The organism is Pedobacter sp. NEAU-ZC8, from assembly GCF_059278965.1.
Genome location: NZ_JCAJXC010000005.1, coordinates 145,805 through 170,976, shown reverse-complemented (window position 1 = coordinate 170,976; position 25,172 = coordinate 145,805). Strand labels below are relative to the sequence as shown.

Sequence of the window (25,172 nt, the reverse complement as noted above, 5' to 3'; positions counted from 1 at the left end):
AGTGTGATTAGTTAAATCCTCCTAATTGTTGTGCAATACTAAAGTGGAACTGGCCTTTGTTGGCATCAGGTATACCAGGTATTTTATCAAATCCATAACCATAATCAATGCCAAGTAATCCAAATATCGGTAAAAATATTTTCGCACCTACACCCACCGATCTTCTGATGTTGAAAGGATTGAAGTCACTGAACTTATCCCAGGTGTTACCACCCTCTGCAAAAGTTACCAGGAACGCTGTTGCCGATTGTGAGGCAATTACTGGATATCGTAGTTCTAGTACATACTTGTTAAAGATTGGGCTACCTGATTGTCTGGCGGTATTCTGATTTGCACCAACCGGAATTACAGAGTTGTTAGAATAACCACGCATTGCAATCAGCTCAGATCCTTGTAAGAAGTCAAACCCTTGCATACCATCACCACCCAATTTGAAACGTTCGAATGGAGACTGACCTACAGCTGAACTATACGAACCTAAGAAACCAAACTGTGCCTGTGCTTTCAATACTAACTTGCCAGTGATACGTTGAAACCATTGCGACTCGAATTTCCACTTGTGATATTCAGTGAACTTATAACGCTCTTTATCGGATGCTGTTGCATAGTTCGTATTATTAAATAACGAATATGGTGGCGTAGCCTGTACCGTGAATCTGAAGTACGAACCACCGGTAGGGAAAATTGGGGAATCCCTTGAATCCCTGCTCAGCTCTTGTGTTAAGTTGAAGTTATATGAGGTACCAGTTGAAAACAAGAAACCACTGTAATTCTCCAGAATGTACTGCTGTGCATTGATGGCATGCGACAACTGGAAGTAGTTATCCGGCCAGTTCAACCTTCTACCCAAACTTACGGTAACACCGTTCATGCGGATACTCTGGTTTTCAGTTGTAGTAAGCCTGTATTTCTGAGAAGAAGTGAAAGCACTTAATCCAAAACTTACCGGTTTCTTACCACCTAACCATGGCTCGGAGAAGGAGAAGCTGTAAGACTGGTAGTACGAACCGTTGGTCTGCCCTCTAAGGCTTAGCTTTTGTCCATCACCTTTTGGAAGTGGTCTGTATGCCTTACCATTGAAGATATTTCTTAAAGAGAAGTTGTTGAAGGTTAAACCTAAAGTACCGATTACACGGCCACCACCAAAACCACCTGAAAGCTCAATTTGATCTGAAGGTTTTTCTTCTACGGTGTACTCAATATCTACCGTACCATCTGCAGGGTTCGGCTTCGGTGTAGGTACTGTTTTCGATTCGTCGAAGTTACCCAGCTGACCGATCTCCCTTACGGTACGGATCAATTGTTCTTTTGAAAACTTCTCTCCCGGTTTGGTACGGATCTCACGTAATACTACACGATCATTCGTAATGGTGTTACCTTTTACCGTGATCTTGTTGTTGGTGTACTGCGGACCTTCATAGATACGCAACTCCAGATCTACCGTATCACTGTAAATTTTAGTCTGTACAGGATCTACGTTAAACGTAAGATAACCGTCGTTCAGGTAAATACTTGAAACGTCATCACTGTTACCATCGCCTCTAAGTTTCTTTTCCAGTTTCAATTCACTGAATACATCACCCTTTTCTATACCCAATACTTTCTCCAGGTATTCCGTGCTGTATTTGGCATTACCTGCCCAGTTAATGTTACCGAAGTAATACTTGTTACCTTCAAAAACCTCAATGTCGATCGCAACAGCTTTATCACTATACTGATAAACACTATCCCTGATGATCACCGCATCGCGGAAACCCTTGTCCTGCATTTTCTCTACCAAGGCAAGCTTATCTTCTTCGTATTTCTCTTTATTGAATTTTCCAGAACCGAAGATCTTGTAGAAGGCCTGTTGGTGAGTCTTCTTCAGGAACTTTCTAAGCTTCGCTGAACTAAACTCCTTATTGCCGGTAAAGTTGATCTTACGAACCTTTACCTTACGTCCGCGATCAATATCAACTTCCAGGATCTGGCTGTTTTCCGCATTCGGATCATCTTTGGCTTTGAATTCTATGTTGGTAAAGAAGTAGCCTTTATCAGAAAGATATTTCTTAATGGTTGTCGAGGTGCTGTTATAAAGGTTCTCGTTGATGATCGACTTACCAGATTTGGAGTTCAATCTTTCCAGAATGTCGGTGTTTTGAGATTTACTTACGCCTTTAAGCTCGAAAGAACTTAATCTTGGGCGTTCTACCACCTGTATATCAAAGAAAACACTATCTTCTTCAAGTCTGGTGATGTTAATTTCAATATCATCAAACAATCCATTTGCCCAAAGCGTTTTTATGGCATTAGACGTAGCATCTCCGGGCAAGGTAACTCGCTCACCTTTGATTAATTTAGAAAGTGTGATAATGACCTCTTTGTCCAGATATTTAGTACCACTTAAGGTTGTACCGCCAATGATATACTCCTTTGGATTGAAGTAATCGAGCTCCGTTCCAGAGACTTTTAAGGAAGGTGTAGCTTGTGGAGTGGCAGGTGGACGCGTGATCTGTGCTACTGCCGGAAACCCACACAATAGCAGTAATATAAGTTGGTATATTCTTTTCATTTATTTCTAAAAAACGATGCTAAGTTAATTTAAACACATGTTAAAAAGTGTTAAAAGTAAAATTAGTTCAGTTGTTCACTAATCTTTCCGAAGCGTCTTTCGCGCTTCTGGTAATCAACAATAGCTTCATAAAGATCCTCTGAACGGAAGTCTGGCCAGAGCACATCAGTAAAATATAATTCCGTATAGGCCATCTGCCAAAGAAGAAAATTACTGATACGATGCTCACCGCTGGTGCGGATCATGAGTTCCGGATCGGGAATATTGGTTGTGGTAAGTTGAGCTGCAAAGGCATCTTCATTGATCTGATCAACCTCAATCTGTCCGTCTTTTACCTGCTGTGCAAGTTTACGGGCGGCTTCGGTGATCTCCCATTTCGCACTATAACTTAAAGCCAGCGTGAGCGTACAACTGGTGTTGTTCTCCGTTTTCTGCATGGCGCTCTTAAGGTCGTCAATACAGCGTTGCGGAAGGGAAGCAATGTTGCCTATTGCGTTTAATTTGATGTTATTCTTGGTAAGTGTTTCAAGCTCTTGATTGATCGTGGAAATGAGCAATTCCATCAGGAAGTTCACTTCTTCAATCGGGCGGTTCCAGTTCTCTGTAGAAAATGCATACAGGGTAAGGTGTTTCACACCGATCTCCACACAGCCTTCCATGATGTCTTTAACCGACAGCACGCCACTTTCATGTCCTACACCGCGAAATTTCCCCTGATTTTTGGCCCAGCGTCCATTTCCATCCATAATGATGGCAATATGTTCCGGTAACCTGGATAAGTCAATTTGTTCTTTAAATCCCATTAATTTATATACGAAAACGCCGAAGCTCTGAAGTAGTTTTTAGAACTGCAAAGGTATAAGATATGCCTTTACGTTCCAAATTGTTAATGTCAAGTTCTGCGCTGATAAAACCTTAGTAGACAATCTGATACTTTTTAATGTTTTAAGAAGTTGAAACAGTCTTCTGTAAACGAAAATGATAGCCCGATAGTACCAAACATATAACTATCACGCTTTTTTCCATCACCACGCTGTGTATCCCTGGCCCCAATCTGGTTAGGTGAAGGATCAGAAATGATGTTGAAAGCGTGTTCATACTCCGTTAACAAAGGTTTTTCTGAAGAAGGAACATATTTCCTCGCATAATAGCCGCTCACATCGTCCAGATAGTCGGTTAGTGGGGTACGATAGCCAAGTTCCGCCAGTATACTGAAACTCGTGTTCTTTATCCTGGCTTTGAAGCCAGCACCATAGATCGCCGAAAGTGTGTAGGTACGATATCGCTGGCTTTGCCCTTCCGACTGCCATTTGTAAGTCTTGTAGAATTGATCGTATGTCGCCGTTGGCTTGAAGATTAAACCTCCTGCTCCGCCAAACACATAAGGACTGATGTTTCTTCTTCCACCGCCGGTAAAGTAATCCAGAAAATTAAAATCCAGCTGAAAGCTAATTTCATTTAGGGGAGTTTTGAAGTTGATGTTTCGTTCCCGGGATTGCGTTAAGTTAGATTTGGCATCGTCACCGGAAATGGTACCGTGCATATAATGAAGTCCTAATCCCCAGTATGGGTCGAAGTTCGCTTTCACGAACACCCCTGCTGCCAGGCCACTCATCTTAATAGGATTGTTCGGGTTAAGTTCACCCATGTATCCTGCCCCACCCACCTTAGCGCCAACTTCCCAAACCTGCGCATGCAGACCCAGGCTCGAGATTAGTAAAGTTATTCCTAGACTTATAAACTTCTTTGTAAACTTCATATTAGTAATTACGGGTATCTATGCCCCAGAGCAACTTATTCCTTAACGTGGTTAAGTAAGTTTCACCATTTAGCCGGATCAAGTTTACATGGAAGGAAGCCTTGGAAAGTTTGATTTTAACAGAACGGTCTACCGTTTCCGTCCTCGAATCGCAGGAAACCAGAAATTTGGCACTTCTTGCTTCGACCTTAAAGGTCAGGGTCGCATCATCGGGAACAATAAGCGGTCGCACGTTTAGGTTATGGGGAGCTATAGGTGTAATAACAAAATTTTGTGAACTGGGTAGTATAATCGGTCCGCCGCAACTTAAAGAATACGCGGTAGACCCCGTTGGTGTAGCAATAAGTAAGCCATCTGCCCAGTAAGAGTTGATAAATTCATCGTTCATGTAAGCATGAATGATCATCATTGCTGAATCATCGCGACGATGAATCGTTACATCATTTAACGCAAAGTTCTCATCTCCAAACAGATTGTATTTCGATGCCAGACTCAACACACTGCGCTTATCCAGGGTATAATTTTTATTGATCAATGCCGCAATTGCGGTCCTTACTTCGTTTTTGTTGATGCTGGCTAGAAAACCTAAACGACCAAAGTTGATCCCAATCACGGGAATGCCCGAATCGCGCACCAGTGCAAGGGTATCCAGGAGTGTACCATCACCACCGAGGCTGATCAGCAGGTCTGCTCTTTCAATCAGTTCTGCGTTATTTTGAAAGGTCGTGAAACCCTCACAAACCTTGCATTTGCTTTTTATGAATTCATGATATTCCTGATAGATAACGGCTTTAATCTGGTAGAAATCCAGGGCATCAAAAACCTCCTGTACATAGGGTAAAACAGTGTCATTAAATGCTCTTCCGTAAATTGCAATTCTCATGGAGGATTTTAAACGTTTAAGTAGTTCATCAAAGAGTTGTAACGGTCTTCTGTACCATTGTCAATCTTTGTGGTGTTGTAAACTGCCTTCACCTCATAGTTGTATCTTTCAAATGAAGCTATAATTCCAGACAGCTCGGTCTTGTTGATCTTAAGGGTGACCTCAAGCTTGGTAGAGTCCGGGAATGCACGGACAAAAGAAGAGAGCACCTGCGCATTGTCAGCCTCAACAACCTGAGACATGTGTGCAAGTGAGTTATTGCGGTTACTGATCTCCAGCACAATTGTTCCACCGGGTTCCTGAAGGGAAAAGATCTCTGCGGTGTATTTGATCAGATCTCTTTCCGTTATTGTTCCAAGAAAATTATTGCTGGCATCCAATACTGGTATAATGCAAAGCTGCAGCTGGTCCATCAGGCGAATTACATCGTAGATGTGCGTATCATGAAACACAAAGGGATTGAGCAGCCTTAATGGCCTATCCGAAATCCGGATTTCCGGGTCACGGATCTCCAGAAGCTCATCCTCGGTAATCACACCCAGGTATTGGTTATCATTCACAATAGGCAGCTGAAATACCTTGAACTCATTCATTCTGGACAAGCCACGCTGAATCGTATCAGCAGGGCTAAGTGGTACAATGACGTTAGATATGAGTTCAGCAGCTACCATTTATTTCAATAATATTCGGTTTAAAAATTTTCCAAGGTATTCATTAAACTCCTCAGGTCGTTCCATCATCGGTGCATGACCGCATTTATCCACCCAGTTTAATTCTGAGTTCGGCAATAACTGATGGAATTCCTCTGCCACATCTGGCGGAGTCACTTTATCCTGCTTACCCCATATTAAAGATACCGGAATAGTGATCTTCGGAATCTCCTTAGACATATTATGACGGATCGCCGATTTCGCAAGTGCAAGAATCCGGATCACCCTAGATCGGTCGTTCACCGATTTAAAGACCTCATCAACCAGCTCTTTTGTTGCTGTTGCAGGGTCGTAAAAGGTGTAAGCAACTTTCTCCTTGATGTACTCGTAACTTTCCCTTCTCGGAAAAGAGCCACCAAAGGCATTCTCATATAACCCAGAACTACCTGTAAGCACAAGCGCTTTTACATGTGCCTGGTGCGCCACGGTAAAGGAAAGTCCTACATGACCACCTAAGGAATTTCCGATCAGCACCACCTGGCTTAACTTTTTATGTTTAATAAATTTAAAGACGTATTTAGAAAGGCTTTTTACACCCAGGGTTAAAATAGGAAGTTCGTATATCGGTAAGATCGGAACAAGGATGTGATAACGATCTTTAAAATGGTCAATGGTTGCCTCCCAATTGCTCAATTCTCCCATCAATCCATGAAGTAATACCAGGGTCTCGCCTTTTCCTGCTTCTATATATTTGAACCCGTTTTCTTCTATTACTTCGTATTTCATCAGTTTGTATTAGTTTTCTACGCGGAGCCATGCAGGCCCCATATGTATCTTTTTAGTTAAACAGCTTATCGGATGAACAGCCGCTGAACAAAGAGATGTCACTAAGTTAGCAGACATATGCTACATTATGGCATTTATGTCGGATTTTTGTCCTTCAGCTGCCAAAATCCGAGCACAATTTATGCCAATTGCGATTTAACCACTTCCGCAATTAATTTGCCGTCAGCCTTACCTGCGAGTTCTTTATTTGCAAGACCCATAACTTTGCCCATATCTTTCACCGAACTGGCGCCTGTTTGCGAAACGATTCCAGCGATCACCGCTTCCACCTCCGCCCGATCCATCTGCTTCGGCAGGAACTGACTGATGACTTCAATTTCTTCATCTTCAACCTGCGCTAAATCCGCCCGGCCCTGTGTTTTATAGATGTCGGAGGATTCTCGCCGTTGCTTAATCAACTTCTGAATTATTTTAACCTCAGCTTCTTCCGTAATCTCCTCTGCCGGACCTTTCTCCGTTTTCGCAAGCAGTAAAGCTGCTTTAATCGCCCTTAGACCTCTTAATTGTGCCTGATCTTTAGCAAGCATGGCTTTTTTGATCTCCTGATCAATTGTATTGGAAAGCATATCTCTGTAATTAATGTTGATTATTTTTATACGTCAGTGATGCCGAGGCCTGTGCCGTTGGCATGATCAGCATATCGTTGATGTTCACATGAGCAGGCCTGCTTGCAGCAAACCAGATGGCATCTGCAATATCCTGCGCCATAAGTGGCTCCAGACCTTCGTACACGCTTTTTGCACGCTGCTCATCACCTTTAAAGCGCACGATCGAAAACTCCGTCTCCACCATCCCCGGATTGATCGCCGTTACCTTAATCCCATGTGGAAGCAGATCCATACGCATCCCTTTATTCAGCGCATCAACCGCGTGTTTCGTGGCACAATAAACATTTCCATTTGGATACACCTCTTTGCCCGCAATGGAGCCGATATTAACGATATGTCCAGTCTTGTACGAAATCATCCAATTGGATACGACCTTGGTTACATACAACAATCCCTTCACATTGGTATCTATCATGGTATCCCAATCCTCCGTATCACCTTTGTCAATCGGATCCAAACCCTGGCTCAAACCGGCATTGTTAATCAACACATCAACTTTCTTCCAGGCTTCTGGGAGCGACTCCAGCGCTTCCGTGATGGATTCCTTTTTGCGCACATCCGCGACGAGTGACTTTACCTCGATCTGGTGTGTATCCTGAAGTTCCTTTGTAATATCATCCAGCAATGCAGTTCTTCGGGCTACTAAAACCAGGTTATAGCCCTGTTGCGCAAACGTTCGGGCGCATGCTGCGCCGATGCCTGAAGTTGCTCCTGTGATCAATGCTATTTTTGAATTCATAACGATTATTGTTTCACAAAGCTAGAATTATTTCCAGCTGAGCGGTTATTCAAAAAACAAACTAAATGTCACATGACGCAACATCAACTTATTCAATGGATTTGAATATGGATTGTTGTTGTCATGTTCTAAAATGCTGTTGAAGCTAGACGAATATTTGATTTCAGGCGACATTTTAAAGTATTCAAAATAAAGATCCATACCCAGTCCAGCTTCATAAGAAAGGAAGTTTTTCTTATTCTGCAGTAGCATTTCCATCGAGGTTTTGCCGTCATTGCTCCGTTTTTTGGCAGAGGTGATATCCATGGAGTACTTCAAGCCTCCGATCATGTATGCACGGAAATTTTTGCGGCGGTCAGATTTCAGTTTAAAGCCTAAAGGGAAATCGATTACGGTGGTTTGCACCACTTGCTCGCGTGCAGGTTGTTCTGGCTCCCCACCTATCGTTTCATTCCTGATAAATTGATAATGTAAAATCCTATCGTTGAAAACAAGTGTTGGGGTTAAACGCAGATCTGCATGACTGCTTACACGCTTGTTGACCACAAAGCCTAATCCATATCCAATTTTATCCTCCGCATTTATGTAGCGAAAACCATCATGCACTAGTGCGGGAGGATTTTGAGTTAAGTCATAATATTGATCCCCCCAATCAGGCTTCTTCAAAACCTTATATTCAGAGCTAAGCACCTGGAAGGTAAATCCGAAATGTATATCTTTTTCATCAACACCACCGCCCCAGTTTTGCGCTTTCGCACTTGTTATGGCACCAAAGAACGCAATCAGGAGTATTAAGGTTTTTCTCATTTTATACCAGTATAGATTGAACTAATACCAAACGTTAAAGTAATCTGTTTGGTTTGACTGAAGCCTACCCTTTCCATCAACTGGGTAAAGGCGGTACCATCCGGGAAGGCCGCAACCGACTCAGGAAGATATTGATAGGCCCGGGCGTCTTTGGAAAATACTTTCCCGAAAAATGGCGTGATGTGCTTAAAATAAAAGTTGTACAGCTGCTTCACCGGGAAACCCTGCGGTTTTGAAAATTCAAGAATAACGATCTTGCCACCTGGTTTTAATACACGGCGCATATCGGCAAGCCCCTTTTCCAGATTTTCGTAGTTGCGTACACCATAGGCTACCGTAATGGCATCAAACTGATTGTCTTCGAAAGGCAGCATTTCCGAATCGCCAAGACGTACCGAGAATACATGTTCCAGCTTACGCTCCCTGATCTTTCTCTTGGCCACCTCAAGCATTCCAGCAGATATATCTACCCCGGTAATCTTTTCAGGCTTTAAGATCTTGATGGCTTCAAATGCAAAATCTCCCGTTCCGGTTGCCACATCTAAAATGGATTTAGGTTGCTGTGCTTTTAACTGCCGAATGGCCTTTTTACGCCAAAGGATATCAATACCAAGCGACATGAAATGATTAAGAAAATCATAGGTGCCGGAGATGTTGTTAAACATGGTAGCTACCTGTTCTTTCTTGGTAACCGTCTGATTGTGGTACGGGGTTATTTTTTCATTCATGGTGATTGGCAAAGATAAGTAATTGTTGAAAACTAATTTTCTACCTTTGTGAAATGATTATAAAATCAGCAACATTCGTTTGCAGCAATACCAAGGTATCGGCATTGCCAATCGCAAATATGCCTGAGTATGCTTTTATCGGGCGCTCAAATGTCGGCAAATCCTCCCTGATCAATATGCTGGTAAACCAGCACGGATTGGCGAAGACCTCCCAGAAACCTGGAAAAACACAGCTTATAAACCACTTCCTGATCAATGAGAAATGGTATATCGTCGATTTACCTGGCTATGGATATGCCAAGGTCTCGAAATCCAGCAGAGAAGCCTGGGAGAAGTTCATCCGCAACTACATCACTAAACGCGAAAGCCTGCAATGCATCTTTGTTTTAATTGATAGCAGGCTGGAGCCACAAAAGATTGATATTGAATTCTGCTGCTGGTTAGGTGAAATTCAGGTGCCATTTGCACTGGTATTTACTAAGGCAGATAAACAGTCTGCTCCAAAAACCGACGCCAACGTCGCTTTATTCAAAAAACAACTTTCAGGTTGGTTTGAGGAAATCCCGCCTTACTTTGTAACCTCCGCAGAAAAAGGTCAGGGTAAAGAAGCAGTGCTTCAGTTTATTGATGAGGTTAACCAGGATTTCGTAATGCCTGTTCTAACGCCAAAAGAAGATTTATAGAAGATGAAGAAATTCTTTTCGCTGGTACTCTTCGCCCACTCCATATTCGCACTACCCTTCGCGATGATTGGATTTTTTCTGGGCGTAACTACCAGCACTCAACCATTCAACTGGTTTTTACTTTTACTCGTACTGCTATGTATGGTATTTGCGCGAAATGCCGCCATGGCTTTCAACAGATACCTGGACCGCGATATTGACGCCAAAAACCCTCGAACGGTAATGCGTGACATCCCGGCAGGCCGCGTGTCGGCCAATGAAGCGCTCATATTTGTCATTGTCAACTGCCTGCTTTTTGTCATTGCCACAGCTTTTATTAATGATCTGTGTTTATACCTTTCTCCTGTTGCACTTTTTGTTGTACTCTTCTACAGCTACACGAAACGGTTTACCGCATTGTGCCACCTGGTACTCGGGCTGGGTCTCTCCCTTGCACCCATTGGCGCATACATTGCCGTAACCGGTGCTTTTGACATTGTACCTGTATTGTACTCCTTTGCCGTCCTGTTTTGGGTAAGTGGCTTCGACATCATCTATGCGCTGCAGGATGAAGACTTTGACCGGGCTGAAAAGCTACACTCTATCCCTGCTGCCTTGGGCATTAAAAATGCCCTGAGGCTTTCTGTGGTGTTGCATATCTGCTCCGCCATCTGCGTGATCCTGCCAATTTTCTTTAGCGAGTTTAGCTTTGTTTACTATATCGGTGTTGCTTTCTTTTGTTTCATGCTTACCTATCAGCATTTGCTGGTAAAGCCGAACGACATCAGTAAAGTAGACCGTGCCTTTGCTACGACCAATGGCTATGCATCTGTCGTGTTCGCATTGTGTTTTCTACTCGATGCGTTTCTAAGAACCAACTATAATTTCTAAACCATGATCGATTTAATAATTCCGAAAAAAACAAGAACATACATTCCACAGGAGCTTGAAATTAAATGGGAAACCCTGGCGCCTATCTTTGACGAATTGCAGAACAGAGCACTACCAACAGTGGCCGATCTGGAGCAATGGTTGAAAGATAAAAGTGAACTTGAAGCAGCACTGGAAGAAGACTTCGCATGGCGCTACATCAGAATGACCTGCGACACCAATAACGAAACACTGGTTCAGGCTTTTCAATACTTTGCAACGGAAATCGAACCCAAAATAGCGCCGATCAATAATACGCTAAATAAAAAATTAGTGAACCACGAGCTCGTTGATGAGCTCGATCAGGATAAATACTTCGTATACCTTCGTGCGATCAAAAAATCGCTCGAGATCTATCGTGATGAAAACGTCCCGCTATTTACCAAATTACAGGTCGCACAACAGAAGTACCAGGCGATCAGCGGCGCGATGAGTGTACACCTCAATGATCAGGAATATACGCTGGAACAAGCAGCGGCCTTTCTGAAGGATGTAAACCGCGAGGTACGTCAGCAAGCCTGGGAAGCAATTCAACAACGCCGCCTGGTTGATAAGGATGAACTGAATGTGCTGTTTGATGAGTTGATCACCATGCGTCATGAAGTGAGTTTAAACGCCGGCTTTGAGAACTATCGCGACTACATGTTTCAGGCTTTGGGCAGATTCGACTATACACCGAAAGACTGCTACAAATTTGCAGAAGCTATAGAGAAAGAAGTTGTGCCGATCTTAAAAGATCAGGCAGACAAACGTGCTGCAGACTTGGGTATTTCCCCGCTGAAACCATGGGATATGGATGTAAGTACAAGTGGTAAACCCGCATTGAAGCCCTTTGCGAACGGGGAAGAGCTAGTTGATAAAACCATAACCTGCTTTGAGCGCATCGATCCTAAACTCGGACAGATGCTGGCAACCATGAAAGCAAACAAGCTTTTCGACGTAGAAAGCCGTAAAGGCAAGGCACCTGGTGGCTACAATTACCCACTAGCAGAAACCGGGGCCCCGTTCATCTTCATGAACTCGGCAAACACCCTTCGTGATCTTACCACCATGGTACATGAAGGTGGTCATGCGGTACATACCTTTTTAACGGCAAACCTGGAGTTGAACGACTTTAAGCACTGCCCTTCTGAAGTTGCCGAGCTAGCTTCCATGAGCATGGAGTTGATTACTATGGACCAGTGGGATGTCTACTTTGACAAGGAGGAAGACCTGATCCGCGCCAAACGCGAACAGCTGATCGATGTACTGAAAACCTTGCCTTGGGTGGCAGTTATAGACCAGTTTCAACATTGGATCTATACCAATCCCGGGCATAACGCTGCAGAACGGGAATCCGCCTTCAAGCAGATCTACAGCAGATTTGGTGCAGGCTTTGCCGATTGGGAAGGTCTGGAAGCGTCCTATGGCAATCTTTGGCAGAAACAGTTACACCTGTTTGAAGTACCTTTTTATTACATTGAATATGCAATTGCTCAACTTGGCGCGATAGCGATCTATAAAAACTACAAGGAAGACCCCGCTAAAGCTTTAAAGCAATACCTTGAAGCATTGGCATTAGGGTATACCAAACCAATGAATGAGATCTATGAGACTGCAGGGATCAAGTTTGATTTCAGTGTTGATTATGTTGCTGAACTTGCTGACTTCATCAAAAATGAATTGGCCAGGTTAGATTAGTAATACAACAATTTATCTAAGTTTGAATCCATAACACACGGAAACTGATATATGCTTGAGAAACTCCTCAGAAAGAAATCCATTACTAAAATCTTAGAAGATGCAGATAAGGGCTATGGCGAACATGGCACCTCGCTGCACAAAACCCTTGGCGTCAGAGACCTTACTGCTTTTGGTATTGCCGCCATCATCGGGGCCGGGATTTTTAGTACCATCGGAAAAGCCAGTGCTGACGGCGGTCCGGCGGTGATCTTTCTATTTATCTTTACCGCATTAGCTTGTAGTTTCGCTGCATTTGCCTATGCTGAATTCGCCTCCATGGTGCCCGTTTCCGGAAGTGCCTATACCTACTCCTATGTTGCTTTTGGAGAGCTCGTGGCCTGGATCATCGGCTGGTCGCTGATCATGGAATATGCCATCGGAAACATTACCGTTGCCATTTCCTGGTCCGACTACTTCACGGGACTGCTCTCCTCCATACAGATACCGGCTTTAAACATCCAGGGCATACACCTGCCGGATTGGATGACCATGGACTACCTGACGGCATTGAACGCACATGAACATGCAGAGGCGCTGGTGGCGGCAGGTAAGGACTACTCTAACCTGGACGACGCAACCAGGATTGCAAATAACGCCTGGATTACAGCGCCAAAGATCGGCGACTTCCATGTGGTTGCAGATATCCCCGCACTAGGCATCATCATCTTTATTACCTGGCTTGTTTACCGTGGTATGAAAGAATCCAGAAATGCGAGCAATGCGATGGTGGTCATTAAACTTGCTGTAATCCTGTTGGTGCTTTCTGTTGGTGTTTTCTATGTCGAAGTGAGTAACTGGGATCCTTTTGCGCCAAACGGCGTTAGTGGAATTTTGAAAGGTGTTTCGGCGGTATTCTTTGCCTATATCGGCTTCGATGCCATCTCTACCACCGCTGAAGAGTGTAAAAATCCGCAGCGTGACCTGCCACGAGGAATGATGTGGGCCATCATCATCTGTACCCTTCTATATGTTGCCATTGCACTGGTACTAACCGGTATCGTTAACTATAGCCTGCTGGCCGTGGGTGATCCCCTGGCTTTTGTATTCGATCAGATCGATCTGAAGCTGATGAGTGGTATTATCGCTGTTAGTGCGGTGTTCGCCATGGCAAGCGTGCTGTTGGTGTTCCAAATGGGACAGCCAAGGATCTGGATGAGCATGAGCCGTGATGGCCTGTTGCCAAAGGCTTTTTCCAGGATCCACCCTAAATACCAAACGCCATCTTTTTCAACCGTGGTTGTTGGTTTCGTAGTGGCGGTACCTTCCCTGTTTATGAACCTGACCATTGTTACTGATCTTTGCTCCATTGGTACACTATTCGCCTTCGTTTTGGTATGTGCAGGGGTGTTGGTCTTGCAGGACCGCACAGACATTCAGCGCAAGTTTAAAATCCCTTATGTAAACAGTAAATACATTATTCCACCGGCGTTTATCGCTGCGCTTGTGCTTGGTTTCAGCATGTTCAAGGCAGAATCTACGGCTTTCATCACCAACCAACCGCAGCTGTACAGTCCCGTTGGCTTCGTTACTTCTCTAAATGCTGATGAGCTTAAAGCCGTTCAGGAGCAGATTAAACTGGATGAACAAAAGGCAAACCTGATTGAGAAGAATGTTGATACCGAAGCCTATTTGAACCGCTTAACCGAGGCACAGTACAAGGACTTTGTAGATCGTGCGCATGTAGATCAGGAGAAGAAATATGAATACGGCTGGAGCTTGTTTAAGCACAAGATTCCAATGTGGATCTTCTTTTTCATATGCTGTGCCATCACCTACTACTGCATCAAAAAGAACCTTTCTTTGATCCCGGTACTTGGACTGATGTGCTGCTTATACATGATGTGTGAGCTGGGCATTTCAAACTGGATCGGTTTCGGAATCTGGCTGATTGTTGGACTGGTTGTTTACTTCTGCTACGGCTACAGACATAGTAAATTGAATCAAGTGCCTTCGGCAAGCTAGCAAACAACTTTTCAAGTATACGAATCCTGACGATCAATGATTGTCAGGATTTTTTGTTTATATGCACCGATGAAGCTCCAAATTAGCTTCGCCTACTTTTCCCGGTTACCTATCTTTTTTACCCTATTTTTATTGGTGAAAGAAACGGCAGTGTGGTAACATAAAAATATGCATGTATAAGTCTAGGAGAAAATAACCTTGAATGATGTATATTCGCAATATTTTTTCCTTTAACGTTTCACTCAAATATGCTCTCAACAAAAACTGACCGTCAGAATGAATTAGATTTACTTAGGGTAATTGCCGCATTGTCCGTTTTTATCTTTCACTACACCGATTCATTTAATTATGCCAGCAATATTGTTCCTGGCAATTTAGGTATAGGTGTGTTTTTTAGGTATGGTTACCTGGGTGTACCGCTCTTTTTTGTAATAAGTGGCTACGTGGTCACCAGGACTGCTATGAACAAGTCGTTCACTGATTTTGCCCTTTCAAGAATCACCCGTCTGTATCCGGTATTCTGGCTGAGTTGTGTTATCGCTTTTGTACTACCGAGGGTTTTCCCTCAGGTGCCTACCTTTTTGCCCTGGCCATCTTTTAAAGGGTTTTTAGTTAATTGTACGATGATACCATCCGCTTTCGGCACAGAGCTGATCAATCCTGTATTCTGGTCATTGCTGGAAGAAGTGCACTTTTATCTGCTTATATCAGCGATTATCATTTTCAAATTATGGGATAAAATGATGCCGGTACTTATTTGCTGGCTGATTGTTTATTTGGTAGTAGGTGCTTTGGGCTTACTGAGGGCTGACGATAAAGTGGGAATATTAGTCCCAAAGCATAGTTTATACTTTATCGCAGGAATACTGTTCTATCTGGTAAAAATAAACTACACGGACAAATGGAAATTGAACACCTTTTTGCTGGTTGTCTTGGGATTATGCCTTACACAGGCCTTTTTTATGGCGAAATATGCCAACCTTTATTATAAATCGGTTGACGCAGTAAGCGCGTATGGCTATTATTTTATTATTCTATCTATATTCTCGACATTTTTTCTAATTGCAAACGACAAGTTTTCCATAAGATCTAATAACGTATTGAGGAAATTGGGAGATATCACCTATCCGTTTTATCTTTTACATTTATATGGATTAGGCTTGTATTGGGCTTTGAGAAATACAGTGCAAAGCCAGGTGCTTCTCCTTTCTATATTGGTGATTATGGTTTGCATTTCGAATTTGGTCAACAAATATTTTGAAAAACCAGCAACAAAGTGGTTCACAAAAATCCTGAAGTTTATATCGTCCATTTTACCGCAAAGAACTACGCTCACGATGAACGTCATAAAATCAAAAGGTACTTCGTAGATACAAATGCAGCGTGTATAGCTCATACAGGAATACAAATCCAAGTGTATTACCACTTTAGAATTAACAGCTAAACAAGTATAGCTATATTAGGATAGGACAGCTTTGGATCAAACGCACATCAACCCCACATCAAACCCACATCAAACGCACATCAAGCGCACACGACGTGTGTGTTTCATGTGCGTTTGATGTGTTTATGTGCTCAGGTTGATGTGTCTTATTTTCAACTCTATACTTCCCCTATCTGGGCGTACACTAAGATTAACTCTGTTCGTTCTTCAATCCAAGCTATCTGCAGAACCGGCTCTACTTATTGCATAAAAAAGCCGCTTCCAATTTTACAGGAAGCGGCTTTGAAGCTATACTTAAAATCCAGTTTAAGCTGGAAGCCTGGTAAGTTCAATATCGTCTGTGGAAACGAAGATTAATGGCACTTTCTCCACATCAACATAACTGGAGTCCAGGCCGAAACTTCGCTCCTCAGAAAGACTCAGACGTTTCAGTAAGAAGTAATAAGTCATTATGCTGCGCTCATAAAGATTTAAGGTTGTAAACCTGGAAAGGTGCTTCTCCAACAGAATAAACCTGAAATCCCCGGCAATCCGGTGTTTCTTCAAGGAAGCATACTGACTGGTGATGTCGACCTCACCGTTGGCCACCAGGTCTTCCACCACTTTCCGGAACAGGATGTTGATGCGCTGTTCTACACGGAAGCCAAGTTTGAAGTCGATCCGGATCAGTTTCCCCGGGATCAGGAACTCGACCTTGTATTCCCGTGTAAAAGGTTCATCTACCACATCCACGTGAACCAGCCAGTAGATATCCGCCCTTTTTGGTTCCTTTTGCAATATGGAATAAATGATCTTGGATTCAATTTCTGTTTTGAAGTTTGCGCTGGTTAGGTAGACCAATTGAGAGGAATGTTTCGCAATGGTAGTGTCCTCGCTCAACTCGCTGATCAGCTCGAAATAGTCATCGATACCGACATATTTAACAAATCTGTTTTTGATCTTTCTGGCAACGTACCAGCCCCACATGACGCTAAACAAGGCTGCGCCAATGAGCAGCGTTACAAATCCACCATGAAGGAATTTCGTCATGTTACCTACCAAAAAGGATAGTTCAAGCGCACCGTAGATCGCCAGGAAGATCACAATGATGTACAAAGGCACTTTCTTGGCCTTCATGTAATAAGCGATCAGAATGGTGGTGGCAAGGAAGGTCAGGTTGATGGCAAGTCCGTATGCCCCTTCCATATTGATCGACTTCTTAAACAATAATACCACGGCAATACAGCCAGCGCACAACAGCCAGTTGATCGATGGCACGTAGATTTGCCCCTTGTGATTGCTTGGATAAGAGATCAGCACTTTAGGCCAGAGGTTCAAACGTACTGCTTCAGAAATCAGGGTAAAGGATCCGGTGATCATTGCCTGGCTGGCAATAATGGCGGCTAAAGTTGCCAATGCAACCATGAATAGCAGGTACTGCGGAGGCACAATTTCGTAAAACGGATTGATGTTGGCGTTGTAATCGGGGTGTTTTAATAACCATACCCCCTGTCCCAGGTAGTTGATGATCAGTGTGATTTTAACAAATACCCAGCTAACCCGTATGTTATCCTTACCGCAGTGTCCAAGATCTGAATACAAGGCTTCAGCTCCCGTGGTACATAGAAATACACCGCCAAGGATGACCAGCGCCATAGGATTGGTAGCCAGTAAATGTCCCGCATAATAAGGGTTAAGTGCTTTCAGGATACTAAGATCCTGCACCACGTATAACATTCCCAGTACACCAAGTGTGCTGAACCAAAGCAGCATTATGGGTCCGAACATCTTACCAACCAGGCTGGTACCATATTGCTGTATAATGAACAAACCTGTTATGATGGCAATAACAATTGGGATCACCTGAACGGCAGGAAACTTGAACTGGAGTCCTTCAATCGCCGTAGTGACCGTAATGCTGGGCGTGATGATCCCATCCGCAAGCAAAGCACAGCCGCCAAGAATGGCCGGAACAACCAACCACTTTGCTTTTTTACGCACCAAAGAGTAAAGCGAAAGGATACCACCCTCCCCTTTGTTATCTGCGCGCAGGGTGATGGCGACGTATTTAATTGTTGTTTGTAAGGTCAGCGTCCATATAATACAGGATAGAGCGCCAAGCACAATCATTGGTGTAATTGGTTGCCCTGCGTCACTGACGGTATTAAAGATGGCTCTTAAGGTGTATAATGGAGATGTTCCGATATCTCCGTAAACGATTCCCAGACTGATGAGTAGACCGGCTCCGGAGAGCTTTTGAATATTCGTTGTACTTGACACTGAAAAAAATTGAAGTAAAAATCGTGTTCAAAAATGCACTTTATTAAGGAAAGAAATGTGGTTATGTTAATTTTTGTTAAATCTCAACATTGTAAACATTTCCGGGATGTTTATTGTTTATTTATTTATACTTTTGGCGCTATCGATGAGAAAAAACCTGACTAAATCTAAGCTGCTTCAATTCTTCTGCATATTATGCATTGGTATTTTATGCAACAGTAGTGTTTTTGCTCAGCGGTCGGACAGTTTGAACTATTTCAGCAGATCTAAAAAGACGCCAAAGCCGACAACCATCAAGCCAAACTTACCTTCGTATCGTCCGCTTTTTGATGGTTTTACTTTTCTTCCCAACAATAACCCTTTAGCAAGTAAAGGTGCTACGAAAAGCGAAAAGAACTTAACCTTCATTAAAGTTTCACCAAGCACTATTGACGATCAGATTACCGTGGTCTATAAGCTGGAGCGTGAAAGCAATATTTCCATCAAGATCATGGACCTTTTAGGTAATGAGGTGACTACGCTGGCTACCGAGCGCTCAGGCAGCGGGGAGCAGACCAAAACTTTTTCTATTGCCAACCGTTTAAGCAGCGGAATCTATTTCGTTCGGATCGTTGCTGGTGCAGAAACTTCAGTAAAACGCATCTCCGTTTTATAATTCTGCTAATCTTTTTTACTTTCGGTTATGAAAATCATTGCAATTGGGCGCAACTATGCTGCGCACGCTCAAGAATTAAACAATCCTATACCAAGCTCGCCGGTAATATTTCTTAAACCTGATACTGCACTCTTAAAGGACAATCGTCCATTCTACATTCCAGATTTTTCATCAGATATCCATTACGAACTGGAAGTCGTTTTGAAGATCTGTAAGGAAGGCAAGCACATTCAGGAGAAGTTCGCTTCAAACTATTACGAAGAAATCGGCTTAGGAATTGATTTTACGGCACGTGATATTCAAAGTATTCACAAAGAAAAAGGCCTGCCTTGGGAACTCGCTAAAGCTTTCGACAATTCCGCAGCGGTTAGTAACTTCATTCCCAAATCCTCGGTTACGAACATGTACGAGCTTCCGTTTGAACTTAAGATCAACAAGGAAAGCAGGCAGAACGGCAACACTAAAAATATGCTGTACTCCTTCGAAAAGATCATTGCTTTTGTTTCGCAATATATTACCCTTAAAAAAGGCGATATGATCTTTACTGGTACACCGGAAGGTGTGGGTCAGGTTCATCCTGGAGACAGACTTGAAGCCTGGTTAGAAGGGCAACAATTATTGAATTTTGAAATTAAATAAGCTTGATGCGTAGATCATTCCTGTTCCTTATCCTATTTTTTGCAGTTATCCCGGCTTCTAAAAGCCAACTTTTAATCAGCAACAACAAATATCCTTTGGTCGACTTCCGGCCACCATTAAACATCAGTCCTCCTGCTTTGTCGGGTTCATTTGGAGAGCTAAGGGCTAATCACTTCCATTCGGGTATTGATTTAAGGACCAATCAGCAGGAAGGTTATCCGGTTTATGCCATTGCAGATGGTTATGTAGCAAGGATCAGGATTCAAAGCAGTGGATTTGGAAACGCATTGTATATCAATCATCCAAATGGATATACCTCGGTTTACGGCCATTTGCAGCGATACAACGCTAAACTTTCTGCGAAAGCGAAAGCAATCCAATATGAAAAGAAATCCTTTGATATCGATGAATTTCCTGCAGCGGATCTTATCCCGGTGTATAAGGGTGAGATCATCGCCTATTCCGGGAACACTGGCAGTTCTGGGGGGCCACACCTGCATTTCGAGATCCGCGATACAAAAACGGAGGCAACCATCAATCCGCAGCTCTTTGGCATTGAAGTGCCCGACCGGGTTAAACCAGTGATATCCGGCTTATACGCCTATCGTTTGGATCACCAGCCATTCAGCGAATTTACGCAGAAGATCCCTATCCCCCTGGTGGGTAGCGGTGGCGCTTACCGGGTGAACAATACCGTAAGTTTAAGCGGTGAAATTGGCTTCGGTATCGTTACTACGGATAGACACACCGGGATGTCTGGCACAAACGGCGTTTACTCCATCACCCTTGAAGTGGATGGCAGAGCGGTATTTACCTCGGCATTAGAGCGCTTCTCCTTTGAGAATAGTAAAGGCATCAACAGTCATATCGATTATCCTACGTTCCTGAATACACGGAGAAGCATTCAGAAGAGCTTCGTGGATCCTGGAAATCCATTGCAGATCTATAGCAACCTGGAAAACCGCGGCCGCATCAGTTTCAATGACGGCCTATTGCACGATCTAAAATATACCGTTACCGATGTTAAAGGTAATACCAGCACCATCAGTTTCAAGGTACAAGCAGCAGAGAACCCCGTGGTAGCTACAGTTCGCCCATTGAAAGGCATACTGTTCCCGTATAACCAGGTAAATGAATTCAAAACAGACAGTGTGTTTGTGCAGATCCAGCGTGGCAATCTGTACAACGACCTGGATTTTGTTTATAAAGCAGGCAATCAACTTGCGCCCCGTGGATACTCTGTGATCCATCACATACAAAATCGCTTAACACCTTTACATACTGGCTTTGACCTTTGGATTAAGCCAACCGCTTACTTGGGCGGCCTGGAAGAAAAGGCATTAATTGTGAGTACAACGGGTGCATCGCAAGGCGGCAGATATGAAGATGGTTTTGTGAAGGCAAAGCCACGTAACTTCGGAAGCTTCTACATCGCTGTAGATACCATTGCACCAACCATCACACCGCTGAACATTACCGATGGCAAGAGTATGCGTGGCTTTGGTAAGATGAATTTTAAGATCCGGGATAACCTCTCCGGCATCAAAAGCTTCAACGGATATATCGATGATAAGTGGGTGCTGATGGAGTTTGATGCGAAAACCGCGACGTTGTCACACACGTTTGATGGTAGTCTATCAAATGGGAAACATAACTTAACGCTCATTGTTGTAGATATGAAAGATAATTCAAAAACATTGGCGCTATCATTTTATAAATAAAAGATATGACAGAACTATCGGCAGGCATGCAGGCACCTGCAATCAATTCCAAAGACCAGGATGGCAATCCCATCAGCTTAGAGCAGTTTCGTGGCAAAACTGTGGTACTATACTTTTACCCGAAGGATGATACCCCAGGCTGTACGGCAGAGGCTTGCGACTTTAGAGATAACTACCAGCAGTTACTTAGTAAGGACATTGCAGTTTTAGGGGTTAGTGTGGATGATGAAGAATCTCACAAGAAGTTCATTAGTAAACACAGCTTACCCTTTCCGCTGATTTCCGATACAGATCACAAGATCGTAAATGACTATGGTGTTTGGGTTGAAAAGAACATGTATGGAAAGAAGTACATGGGTATCAACCGTAGAACATTCATCATTGATGAACAAGGTGTAATTAAAACGGTAGTTAAAAAGGTAGACACTAAAAATGCTTCTGCGCAGGTGCTAGAACTACTTTCAGTTTAATAAAAAAATTAAGCCTTAAATAATACCTTTACAAATATTAACTATTCCAGCTAAATGAAACATACAATCAAAGAATTAGAAGATATTGCTTCTCAAGTCAGAAGGGATATCGTACGAATGGTGCATGGCTGTCAATCAGGTCACCCGGGAGGGTCACTTGGCTGTGCGGATTTCATGACTGCCCTGTATTTTGAAGTTATGAACCACAACACCGACTTCAATATGGATGGCATCGGAGAAGATTTATTCTTCTTGTCTAACGGGCACATCTCCCCGGTTTGGTACAGTGTACTTGCAAGGTCGGGCTATTTTGATATTGCAGAACTGGCAACTTTCAGAAAGCTTAACGCAAGGTTACAAGGGCACCCGACAACGCATGAGCACCTTCCAGGTGTGAGAATTGCTTCCGGATCTCTGGGTCAGGGCTTCTCTGTTGCGATCGGTGCTGCCATGGCGAAGAAGTTGAATAAGGACAAATCTTTGGTATTTACGCTGCATGGTGATGGAGAGTTACAGGAAGGTCAGAATTGGGAAGCAATCATGTTTGCACCTTTCAACAAAGTTGACAACCTGATTTCTACAATCGATTATAATGGTCAGCAGATTGATGGCCCAACAGAAAAAGTATTATCCTTGGACAACCTTCAGGCTAAGTTTGAAGCGTTTGGCTGGCATGTAATTACTTCTGACGGTAACGATATGGATAATATCTGTAAGGCATTGCACTACGCAAAATCACTTACCGGAAAAGGAAGGCCAATTCTTAACCTGATGAGTACACAGATGGGTTATGGAGTTGACTACATGGTTGGCTCACATAAATGGCACGGCACTGCGCCAAATGATGCGCAGTTAGAAAGCGCATTGGGTCAAATCTCTAGTTCATTATCCGACTATTAATCAGAATCACGTGAAAAAGTATACATATACAGAAAAAAAAGACACCAGATCTGGCTTTGGTGCCGGACTGCATGAAGCAGGAAAACGCAACGAGAACGTCGTAGCACTATGTGCCGATTTGAAGGGTTCATTGAAAATGGACGACTTCGCGAATGAATTTCCTGATCGCTACATTCAGGTTGGTATTGCAGAAGCAAACATGATCGGGATGGCAGCAGGTTTAACCATCGGCGGCAAAATCCCTTTCACCGGAACGTTTGCGAACTTCTCTACTGGCCGTGTTTATGACCAGATCAGACAGTCTGTTGCCTACTCGAACAAGAACGTAAAGATCTGTGCTTCTCACGCCGGTTTAACCTTGGGTGAAGATGGTGCAACACACCAGATCCTTGAAGATATTGGGTTGATGAAAATGCTGCCTGGCATGACCGTGATTAATCCATGCGATTATAACCAGACCAAAGCGGCTACCTTAGCGATCCTTGAACATGAGGGCCCTGTTTACCTGCGTTTTGGTCGCCCTAGTGTGCCAATCTTTACGCCTGCGGATCAGGACTTCCAGATCGGTAAAGCCTGGATGGTTAATGAAGGTAAAGATGTAACCATCATTGCCACCGGCCACATGGTTTGGAAAGCGATTGAGGCTGGTGAGGAACTTGAAAAGCTTGGCATAGATGCGGAGATCATCAACATTCACACGATTAAACCGCTGGATGAGGAAGCAATCCTGAAATCTGTACAGAAAACTGGCTGTGTGGTTACTTGTGAAGAGCACAACAAGTTTGGTGGACTAGGTGAAAGCGTTGCCCGCTTACTTACTACACAGTTCCCTGCACCTCAGGAATTCGTGGCCGTAAACGACAGTTTCGGTGAGAGTGGTACCCCGGATGAATTGATGACGAAGTACGGTTTAGATACTGTGAACATTGTTGAGGCTGTTCAAGCTGTCTTGAAACGTAAAAAATAATCTATGAAGCAGGTTGAAGACGCAGAAATTCTACAAAAGTTTTCAGATGAAAAAACCCGTCAGGAGGCCTTCGGCCTGCTTCTAAATAAATACCAGCAGAAAATATACTGGCATATCCGCCGTATGGTCATCAACCATGATGACACGGATGACCTTGTGCAAGACGTCTTTGTGAAGGTCTGGAAGAACCTGGGTAACTTCAGGAACGACTCACAGCTGTATACCTGGATCTATAGAATTGCTAGCAACGAATCCATTACCTTCCTGAACAAACAGAAGCGCCAGAACAATACCCCACTGGATGAGGTATCGCAGGAAGTCGTAGAACGTTTGGTAGAACCCTCCTACTTCAATGGCACAGAAATCCAGCTGAAACTGCAGCGTGCCATTCTGACCTTACCAGAGAAACAAAGACTGATTTTTAATATGAAGTACTTCGATGAAATGAAGTATGAAGAGATTTCTGAAGTATTGGGTACCTCGGTAGGTGCGCTTAAAGCTTCATTTCACATTGCGGTGAAAAAAATCGAAGCTTTCATGCTAAATGAAGACATCAGGTTTTAAACCTTTTAGCAATAACATCATCTATATAAGCGTAATGGATAATAATTTAGAACATAATGATTGGAAAGATGAGGCACCACATCTCTCCCGTTTGCCTAAGGTAAATCCTTTTGCTGTTCCTGAGCAGTATTTCGAAGGCTTAAGTGACAAGATCCGCGCAGCGGTTTTTGTAGATGAACTGAAAGCTAAAGCCGGTTTTCCGGAATCCAAAGTTCCCGCAGGCTACTTCGAGCAGCTTCCTGATGAGATCAATGCTAAAATCACCCTTGATGCGCTTCAGTTGCCCAAAGATGCAGGCTATACTGTTCCTGAAGGCTACTTTGATCGGATTAATACCACGATCCTGCAGGCGGTATCACAAGCAGCTACACCGGAAGTAAAGGTTAGGAAACTCTGGCCATCAAAATTGACCAGATACGCGGCAGCGGCATGTTTGGCCCTAATCACCAGCTTTGCCGTTTACCTGAACCAGGACAGGCTATTTAAGACTGCTGAAAAGGTAAGCAACACTGCCGCGCTGAATGAAGATCCGATGTTGTGGGATATCGAAGAGGACCTGATCATGGAGCAAATGGAAAGCGGAAGTTCCGGTATGATCACCAACACCTCTGCCACTTCCGCCGAACTGGAGGACTATATAATCAATCACTATTCGCAATATGAGATTGCATCGAACCTATAAGCAATGACGATTTGGGCGATAAAA

24 protein-coding genes are annotated in these 25,172 nt (G+C 43.5%); 13 read left to right on the top strand and 11 right to left on the bottom strand.

Annotated features, from left to right (window positions below; genetic code table 11):
• Positions 1 to 7: 7 nt before the first annotated feature.
• The 10 genes from bamA to ubiE all read right to left on the bottom strand — a co-directional run bounded on the left by bamA (position 8) and on the right by ubiE (position 9,571).
• Entirely contained in the window at positions 8 to 2,551 is a 2,544-nt protein-coding gene (bamA, locus tag AC5WJX_RS06195) for an outer membrane protein assembly factor BamA (protein ID WP_494483797.1), read from the bottom strand.
• A gap of 62 nt (positions 2,552 to 2,613) precedes the next feature.
• Complete coding sequence (uppS, locus tag AC5WJX_RS06190) at positions 2,614 to 3,354, bottom strand: undecaprenyl pyrophosphate synthase (RefSeq protein WP_494483796.1); 741 nt, start codon at positions 3,352 to 3,354, stop codon at positions 2,614 to 2,616.
• Between the two features lie 134 nt (positions 3,355 to 3,488).
• Positions 3,489 to 4,310 (bottom strand): type IX secretion system protein PorG, encoded by an 822-nt coding sequence (porG, locus tag AC5WJX_RS06185; RefSeq protein WP_494483795.1) that lies wholly within the window; start codon positions 4,308 to 4,310, stop codon positions 3,489 to 3,491.
• A 1-nt stretch (position 4,311) separates the two neighbouring features.
• Entirely contained in the window at positions 4,312 to 5,193 is an 882-nt protein-coding gene (locus AC5WJX_RS06180; protein WP_494483794.1) for an NAD kinase, read from the bottom strand.
• An 8-nt stretch (positions 5,194 to 5,201) separates the two neighbouring features.
• Positions 5,202 to 5,864, bottom strand: coding sequence for a CBS domain-containing protein (locus AC5WJX_RS06175; RefSeq protein ID WP_440431948.1), 663 nt, complete (start codon positions 5,862 to 5,864; stop codon positions 5,202 to 5,204).
• Positions 5,865 to 6,629, bottom strand: coding sequence for an alpha/beta fold hydrolase (locus tag AC5WJX_RS06170; RefSeq protein ID WP_440431946.1), 765 nt, complete (start codon positions 6,627 to 6,629; stop codon positions 5,865 to 5,867).
• Between the two features lie 179 nt (positions 6,630 to 6,808).
• Complete coding sequence (locus AC5WJX_RS06165) at positions 6,809 to 7,255, bottom strand: GatB/YqeY domain-containing protein (protein ID WP_494483793.1); 447 nt, start codon at positions 7,253 to 7,255, stop codon at positions 6,809 to 6,811.
• A 10-nt stretch (positions 7,256 to 7,265) separates the two neighbouring features.
• Positions 7,266 to 8,036, bottom strand: coding sequence for an SDR family oxidoreductase (locus AC5WJX_RS06160; protein ID WP_494483792.1), 771 nt, complete (start codon positions 8,034 to 8,036; stop codon positions 7,266 to 7,268).
• A 45-nt stretch (positions 8,037 to 8,081) separates the two neighbouring features.
• Positions 8,082 to 8,843, bottom strand: coding sequence for a type IX secretion/gliding motility protein PorT/SprT (porT, locus tag AC5WJX_RS06155; RefSeq protein WP_440431940.1), 762 nt, complete (start codon positions 8,841 to 8,843; stop codon positions 8,082 to 8,084).
• Complete coding sequence (ubiE, locus tag AC5WJX_RS06150; protein ID WP_440431938.1) at positions 8,840 to 9,571, bottom strand: bifunctional demethylmenaquinone methyltransferase/2-methoxy-6-polyprenyl-1,4-benzoquinol methylase UbiE; 732 nt, start codon at positions 9,569 to 9,571, stop codon at positions 8,840 to 8,842. Before ubiE ends, porT begins: the two co-directional genes overlap by 4 nt.
• A 53-nt stretch (positions 9,572 to 9,624) precedes the next feature.
• Here ubiE and yihA point away from each other — a divergent pair, with 53 nt between their 5' ends.
• From yihA to AC5WJX_RS06125, 5 genes are all read left to right on the top strand, one after another.
• The gene (gene yihA / locus AC5WJX_RS06145; RefSeq protein WP_440431936.1) at positions 9,625 to 10,254 is read left to right on the top strand and encodes a ribosome biogenesis GTP-binding protein YihA/YsxC; all 630 of its coding nucleotides are present in this window, start codon (positions 9,625 to 9,627) and stop codon (positions 10,252 to 10,254) included.
• A 3-nt stretch (positions 10,255 to 10,257) separates the two neighbouring features.
• A complete protein-coding gene (locus tag AC5WJX_RS06140) occupies positions 10,258 to 11,124 on the top strand; it encodes a UbiA-like polyprenyltransferase (RefSeq protein WP_440431934.1) in 867 nt (288 codons plus the stop codon).
• Positions 11,125 to 11,127: 3 nt separating this feature from the next.
• A complete protein-coding gene (locus tag AC5WJX_RS06135; RefSeq protein ID WP_494483791.1) occupies positions 11,128 to 12,843 on the top strand; it encodes a M3 family oligoendopeptidase in 1,716 nt (571 codons plus the stop codon).
• 51 nt (positions 12,844 to 12,894) lie between these two features.
• Entirely contained in the window at positions 12,895 to 14,847 is a 1,953-nt protein-coding gene (locus tag AC5WJX_RS06130; RefSeq protein WP_494483790.1) for an amino acid permease, read from the top strand.
• 248 nt (positions 14,848 to 15,095) lie between these two features.
• A complete protein-coding gene (locus tag AC5WJX_RS06125) occupies positions 15,096 to 16,217 on the top strand; it encodes an acyltransferase family protein (RefSeq protein ID WP_494483789.1) in 1,122 nt (373 codons plus the stop codon).
• A 380-nt stretch (positions 16,218 to 16,597) separates the two neighbouring features.
• Here AC5WJX_RS06125 and AC5WJX_RS06120 read toward each other — a convergent pair whose 3' ends face one another.
• A complete protein-coding gene (locus AC5WJX_RS06120) occupies positions 16,598 to 18,550 on the bottom strand; it encodes a KUP/HAK/KT family potassium transporter (protein ID WP_494483788.1) in 1,953 nt (650 codons plus the stop codon).
• Between the two features lie 145 nt (positions 18,551 to 18,695).
• Here AC5WJX_RS06120 and AC5WJX_RS06115 point away from each other — a divergent pair, with 145 nt between their 5' ends.
• Genes AC5WJX_RS06115 through AC5WJX_RS06080 form a run of 8 tightly spaced genes read left to right on the top strand, consistent with a single transcriptional unit; the run spans position 18,696 to position 25,148 of the window.
• The gene (locus tag AC5WJX_RS06115) at positions 18,696 to 19,205 is read left to right on the top strand and encodes a T9SS type A sorting domain-containing protein (protein ID WP_494483787.1); all 510 of its coding nucleotides are present in this window, start codon (positions 18,696 to 18,698) and stop codon (positions 19,203 to 19,205) included.
• 27 nt (positions 19,206 to 19,232) lie between these two features.
• Positions 19,233 to 19,844 carry a fumarylacetoacetate hydrolase family protein gene (locus tag AC5WJX_RS06110; RefSeq protein WP_494483786.1) on the top strand — a complete coding sequence of 204 codons (612 nt, stop codon included), beginning with the start codon at positions 19,233 to 19,235 and terminating at the stop codon, positions 19,842 to 19,844.
• A 5-nt stretch (positions 19,845 to 19,849) separates the two neighbouring features.
• Positions 19,850 to 21,565: a M23 family metallopeptidase gene (locus AC5WJX_RS06105; protein WP_494483785.1), complete on the top strand. Its 1,716-nt coding sequence runs from the start codon at positions 19,850 to 19,852 to the stop codon at positions 21,563 to 21,565.
• Between the two features lie 5 nt (positions 21,566 to 21,570).
• A complete protein-coding gene (gene bcp, locus AC5WJX_RS06100; protein WP_494483784.1) occupies positions 21,571 to 22,035 on the top strand; it encodes a thioredoxin-dependent thiol peroxidase in 465 nt (154 codons plus the stop codon).
• 54 nt (positions 22,036 to 22,089) lie between these two features.
• Positions 22,090 to 22,935 carry a transketolase gene (locus tag AC5WJX_RS06095; RefSeq protein ID WP_440431912.1) on the top strand — a complete coding sequence of 282 codons (846 nt, stop codon included), beginning with the start codon at positions 22,090 to 22,092 and terminating at the stop codon, positions 22,933 to 22,935.
• 10 nt (positions 22,936 to 22,945) lie between these two features.
• Positions 22,946 to 23,902: a transketolase family protein gene (locus tag AC5WJX_RS06090; protein ID WP_440431911.1), complete on the top strand. Its 957-nt coding sequence runs from the start codon at positions 22,946 to 22,948 to the stop codon at positions 23,900 to 23,902.
• Positions 23,903 to 23,905: 3 nt separating this feature from the next.
• Positions 23,906 to 24,466: an RNA polymerase sigma factor gene (locus AC5WJX_RS06085; RefSeq protein ID WP_494483783.1), complete on the top strand. Its 561-nt coding sequence runs from the start codon at positions 23,906 to 23,908 to the stop codon at positions 24,464 to 24,466.
• 34 nt (positions 24,467 to 24,500) lie between these two features.
• Positions 24,501 to 25,148, top strand: a complete 648-nt coding sequence (locus AC5WJX_RS06080; RefSeq protein ID WP_494483782.1) for a hypothetical protein — start codon at positions 24,501 to 24,503, stop codon at positions 25,146 to 25,148.
• The last annotated feature ends 24 nt before the right edge of the window (positions 25,149 to 25,172 follow it).

Excerpts from the sequence above, each read along its gene's own strand:
- bamA (WP_494483797.1), bottom strand. The coding sequence starts at position 2,551 with ATGAAAAGAATATACCAACTTATATTACTGCTATTGTGTGGGTTTCCG.
- uppS (WP_494483796.1), bottom strand. The coding sequence starts at position 3,354 with ATGGGATTTAAAGAACAAATTGACTTATCCAGGTTACCGGAACATATT.
- porG (WP_494483795.1), bottom strand. The coding sequence starts at position 4,310 with ATGAAGTTTACAAAGAAGTTTATAAGTCTAGGAATAACTTTACTAATC.
- AC5WJX_RS06180 (WP_494483794.1), bottom strand. The coding sequence starts at position 5,193 with ATGAGAATTGCAATTTACGGAAGAGCATTTAATGACACTGTTTTACCC.
- AC5WJX_RS06175 (WP_440431948.1), bottom strand. The coding sequence starts at position 5,864 with ATGGTAGCTGCTGAACTCATATCTAACGTCATTGTACCACTTAGCCCT.
- AC5WJX_RS06170 (WP_440431946.1), bottom strand. The coding sequence starts at position 6,629 with ATGAAATACGAAGTAATAGAAGAAAACGGGTTCAAATATATAGAAGCA.
- AC5WJX_RS06165 (WP_494483793.1), bottom strand. The coding sequence starts at position 7,255 with ATGCTTTCCAATACAATTGATCAGGAGATCAAAAAAGCCATGCTTGCT.
- AC5WJX_RS06160 (WP_494483792.1), bottom strand. The coding sequence starts at position 8,036 with ATGAATTCAAAAATAGCATTGATCACAGGAGCAACTTCAGGCATCGGC.
- porT (WP_440431940.1), bottom strand. The coding sequence starts at position 8,843 with ATGAGAAAAACCTTAATACTCCTGATTGCGTTCTTTGGTGCCATAACA.
- ubiE (WP_440431938.1), bottom strand. The coding sequence starts at position 9,571 with ATGAATGAAAAAATAACCCCGTACCACAATCAGACGGTTACCAAGAAA.
- yihA (WP_440431936.1), top strand. The coding sequence starts at position 9,625 with ATGATTATAAAATCAGCAACATTCGTTTGCAGCAATACCAAGGTATCG.
- AC5WJX_RS06140 (WP_440431934.1), top strand. The coding sequence starts at position 10,258 with ATGAAGAAATTCTTTTCGCTGGTACTCTTCGCCCACTCCATATTCGCA.
- AC5WJX_RS06135 (WP_494483791.1), top strand. The coding sequence starts at position 11,128 with ATGATCGATTTAATAATTCCGAAAAAAACAAGAACATACATTCCACAG.
- AC5WJX_RS06130 (WP_494483790.1), top strand. The coding sequence starts at position 12,895 with ATGCTTGAGAAACTCCTCAGAAAGAAATCCATTACTAAAATCTTAGAA.
- AC5WJX_RS06125 (WP_494483789.1), top strand. The coding sequence starts at position 15,096 with ATGCTCTCAACAAAAACTGACCGTCAGAATGAATTAGATTTACTTAGG.
- AC5WJX_RS06115 (WP_494483787.1), top strand. The coding sequence starts at position 18,696 with ATGAGAAAAAACCTGACTAAATCTAAGCTGCTTCAATTCTTCTGCATA.
- AC5WJX_RS06110 (WP_494483786.1), top strand. The coding sequence starts at position 19,233 with ATGAAAATCATTGCAATTGGGCGCAACTATGCTGCGCACGCTCAAGAA.
- AC5WJX_RS06105 (WP_494483785.1), top strand. The coding sequence starts at position 19,850 with ATGCGTAGATCATTCCTGTTCCTTATCCTATTTTTTGCAGTTATCCCG.
- bcp (WP_494483784.1), top strand. The coding sequence starts at position 21,571 with ATGACAGAACTATCGGCAGGCATGCAGGCACCTGCAATCAATTCCAAA.
- AC5WJX_RS06095 (WP_440431912.1), top strand. The coding sequence starts at position 22,090 with ATGAAACATACAATCAAAGAATTAGAAGATATTGCTTCTCAAGTCAGA.
- AC5WJX_RS06085 (WP_494483783.1), top strand. The coding sequence starts at position 23,906 with ATGAAGCAGGTTGAAGACGCAGAAATTCTACAAAAGTTTTCAGATGAA.
- AC5WJX_RS06080 (WP_494483782.1), top strand. The coding sequence starts at position 24,501 with ATGGATAATAATTTAGAACATAATGATTGGAAAGATGAGGCACCACAT.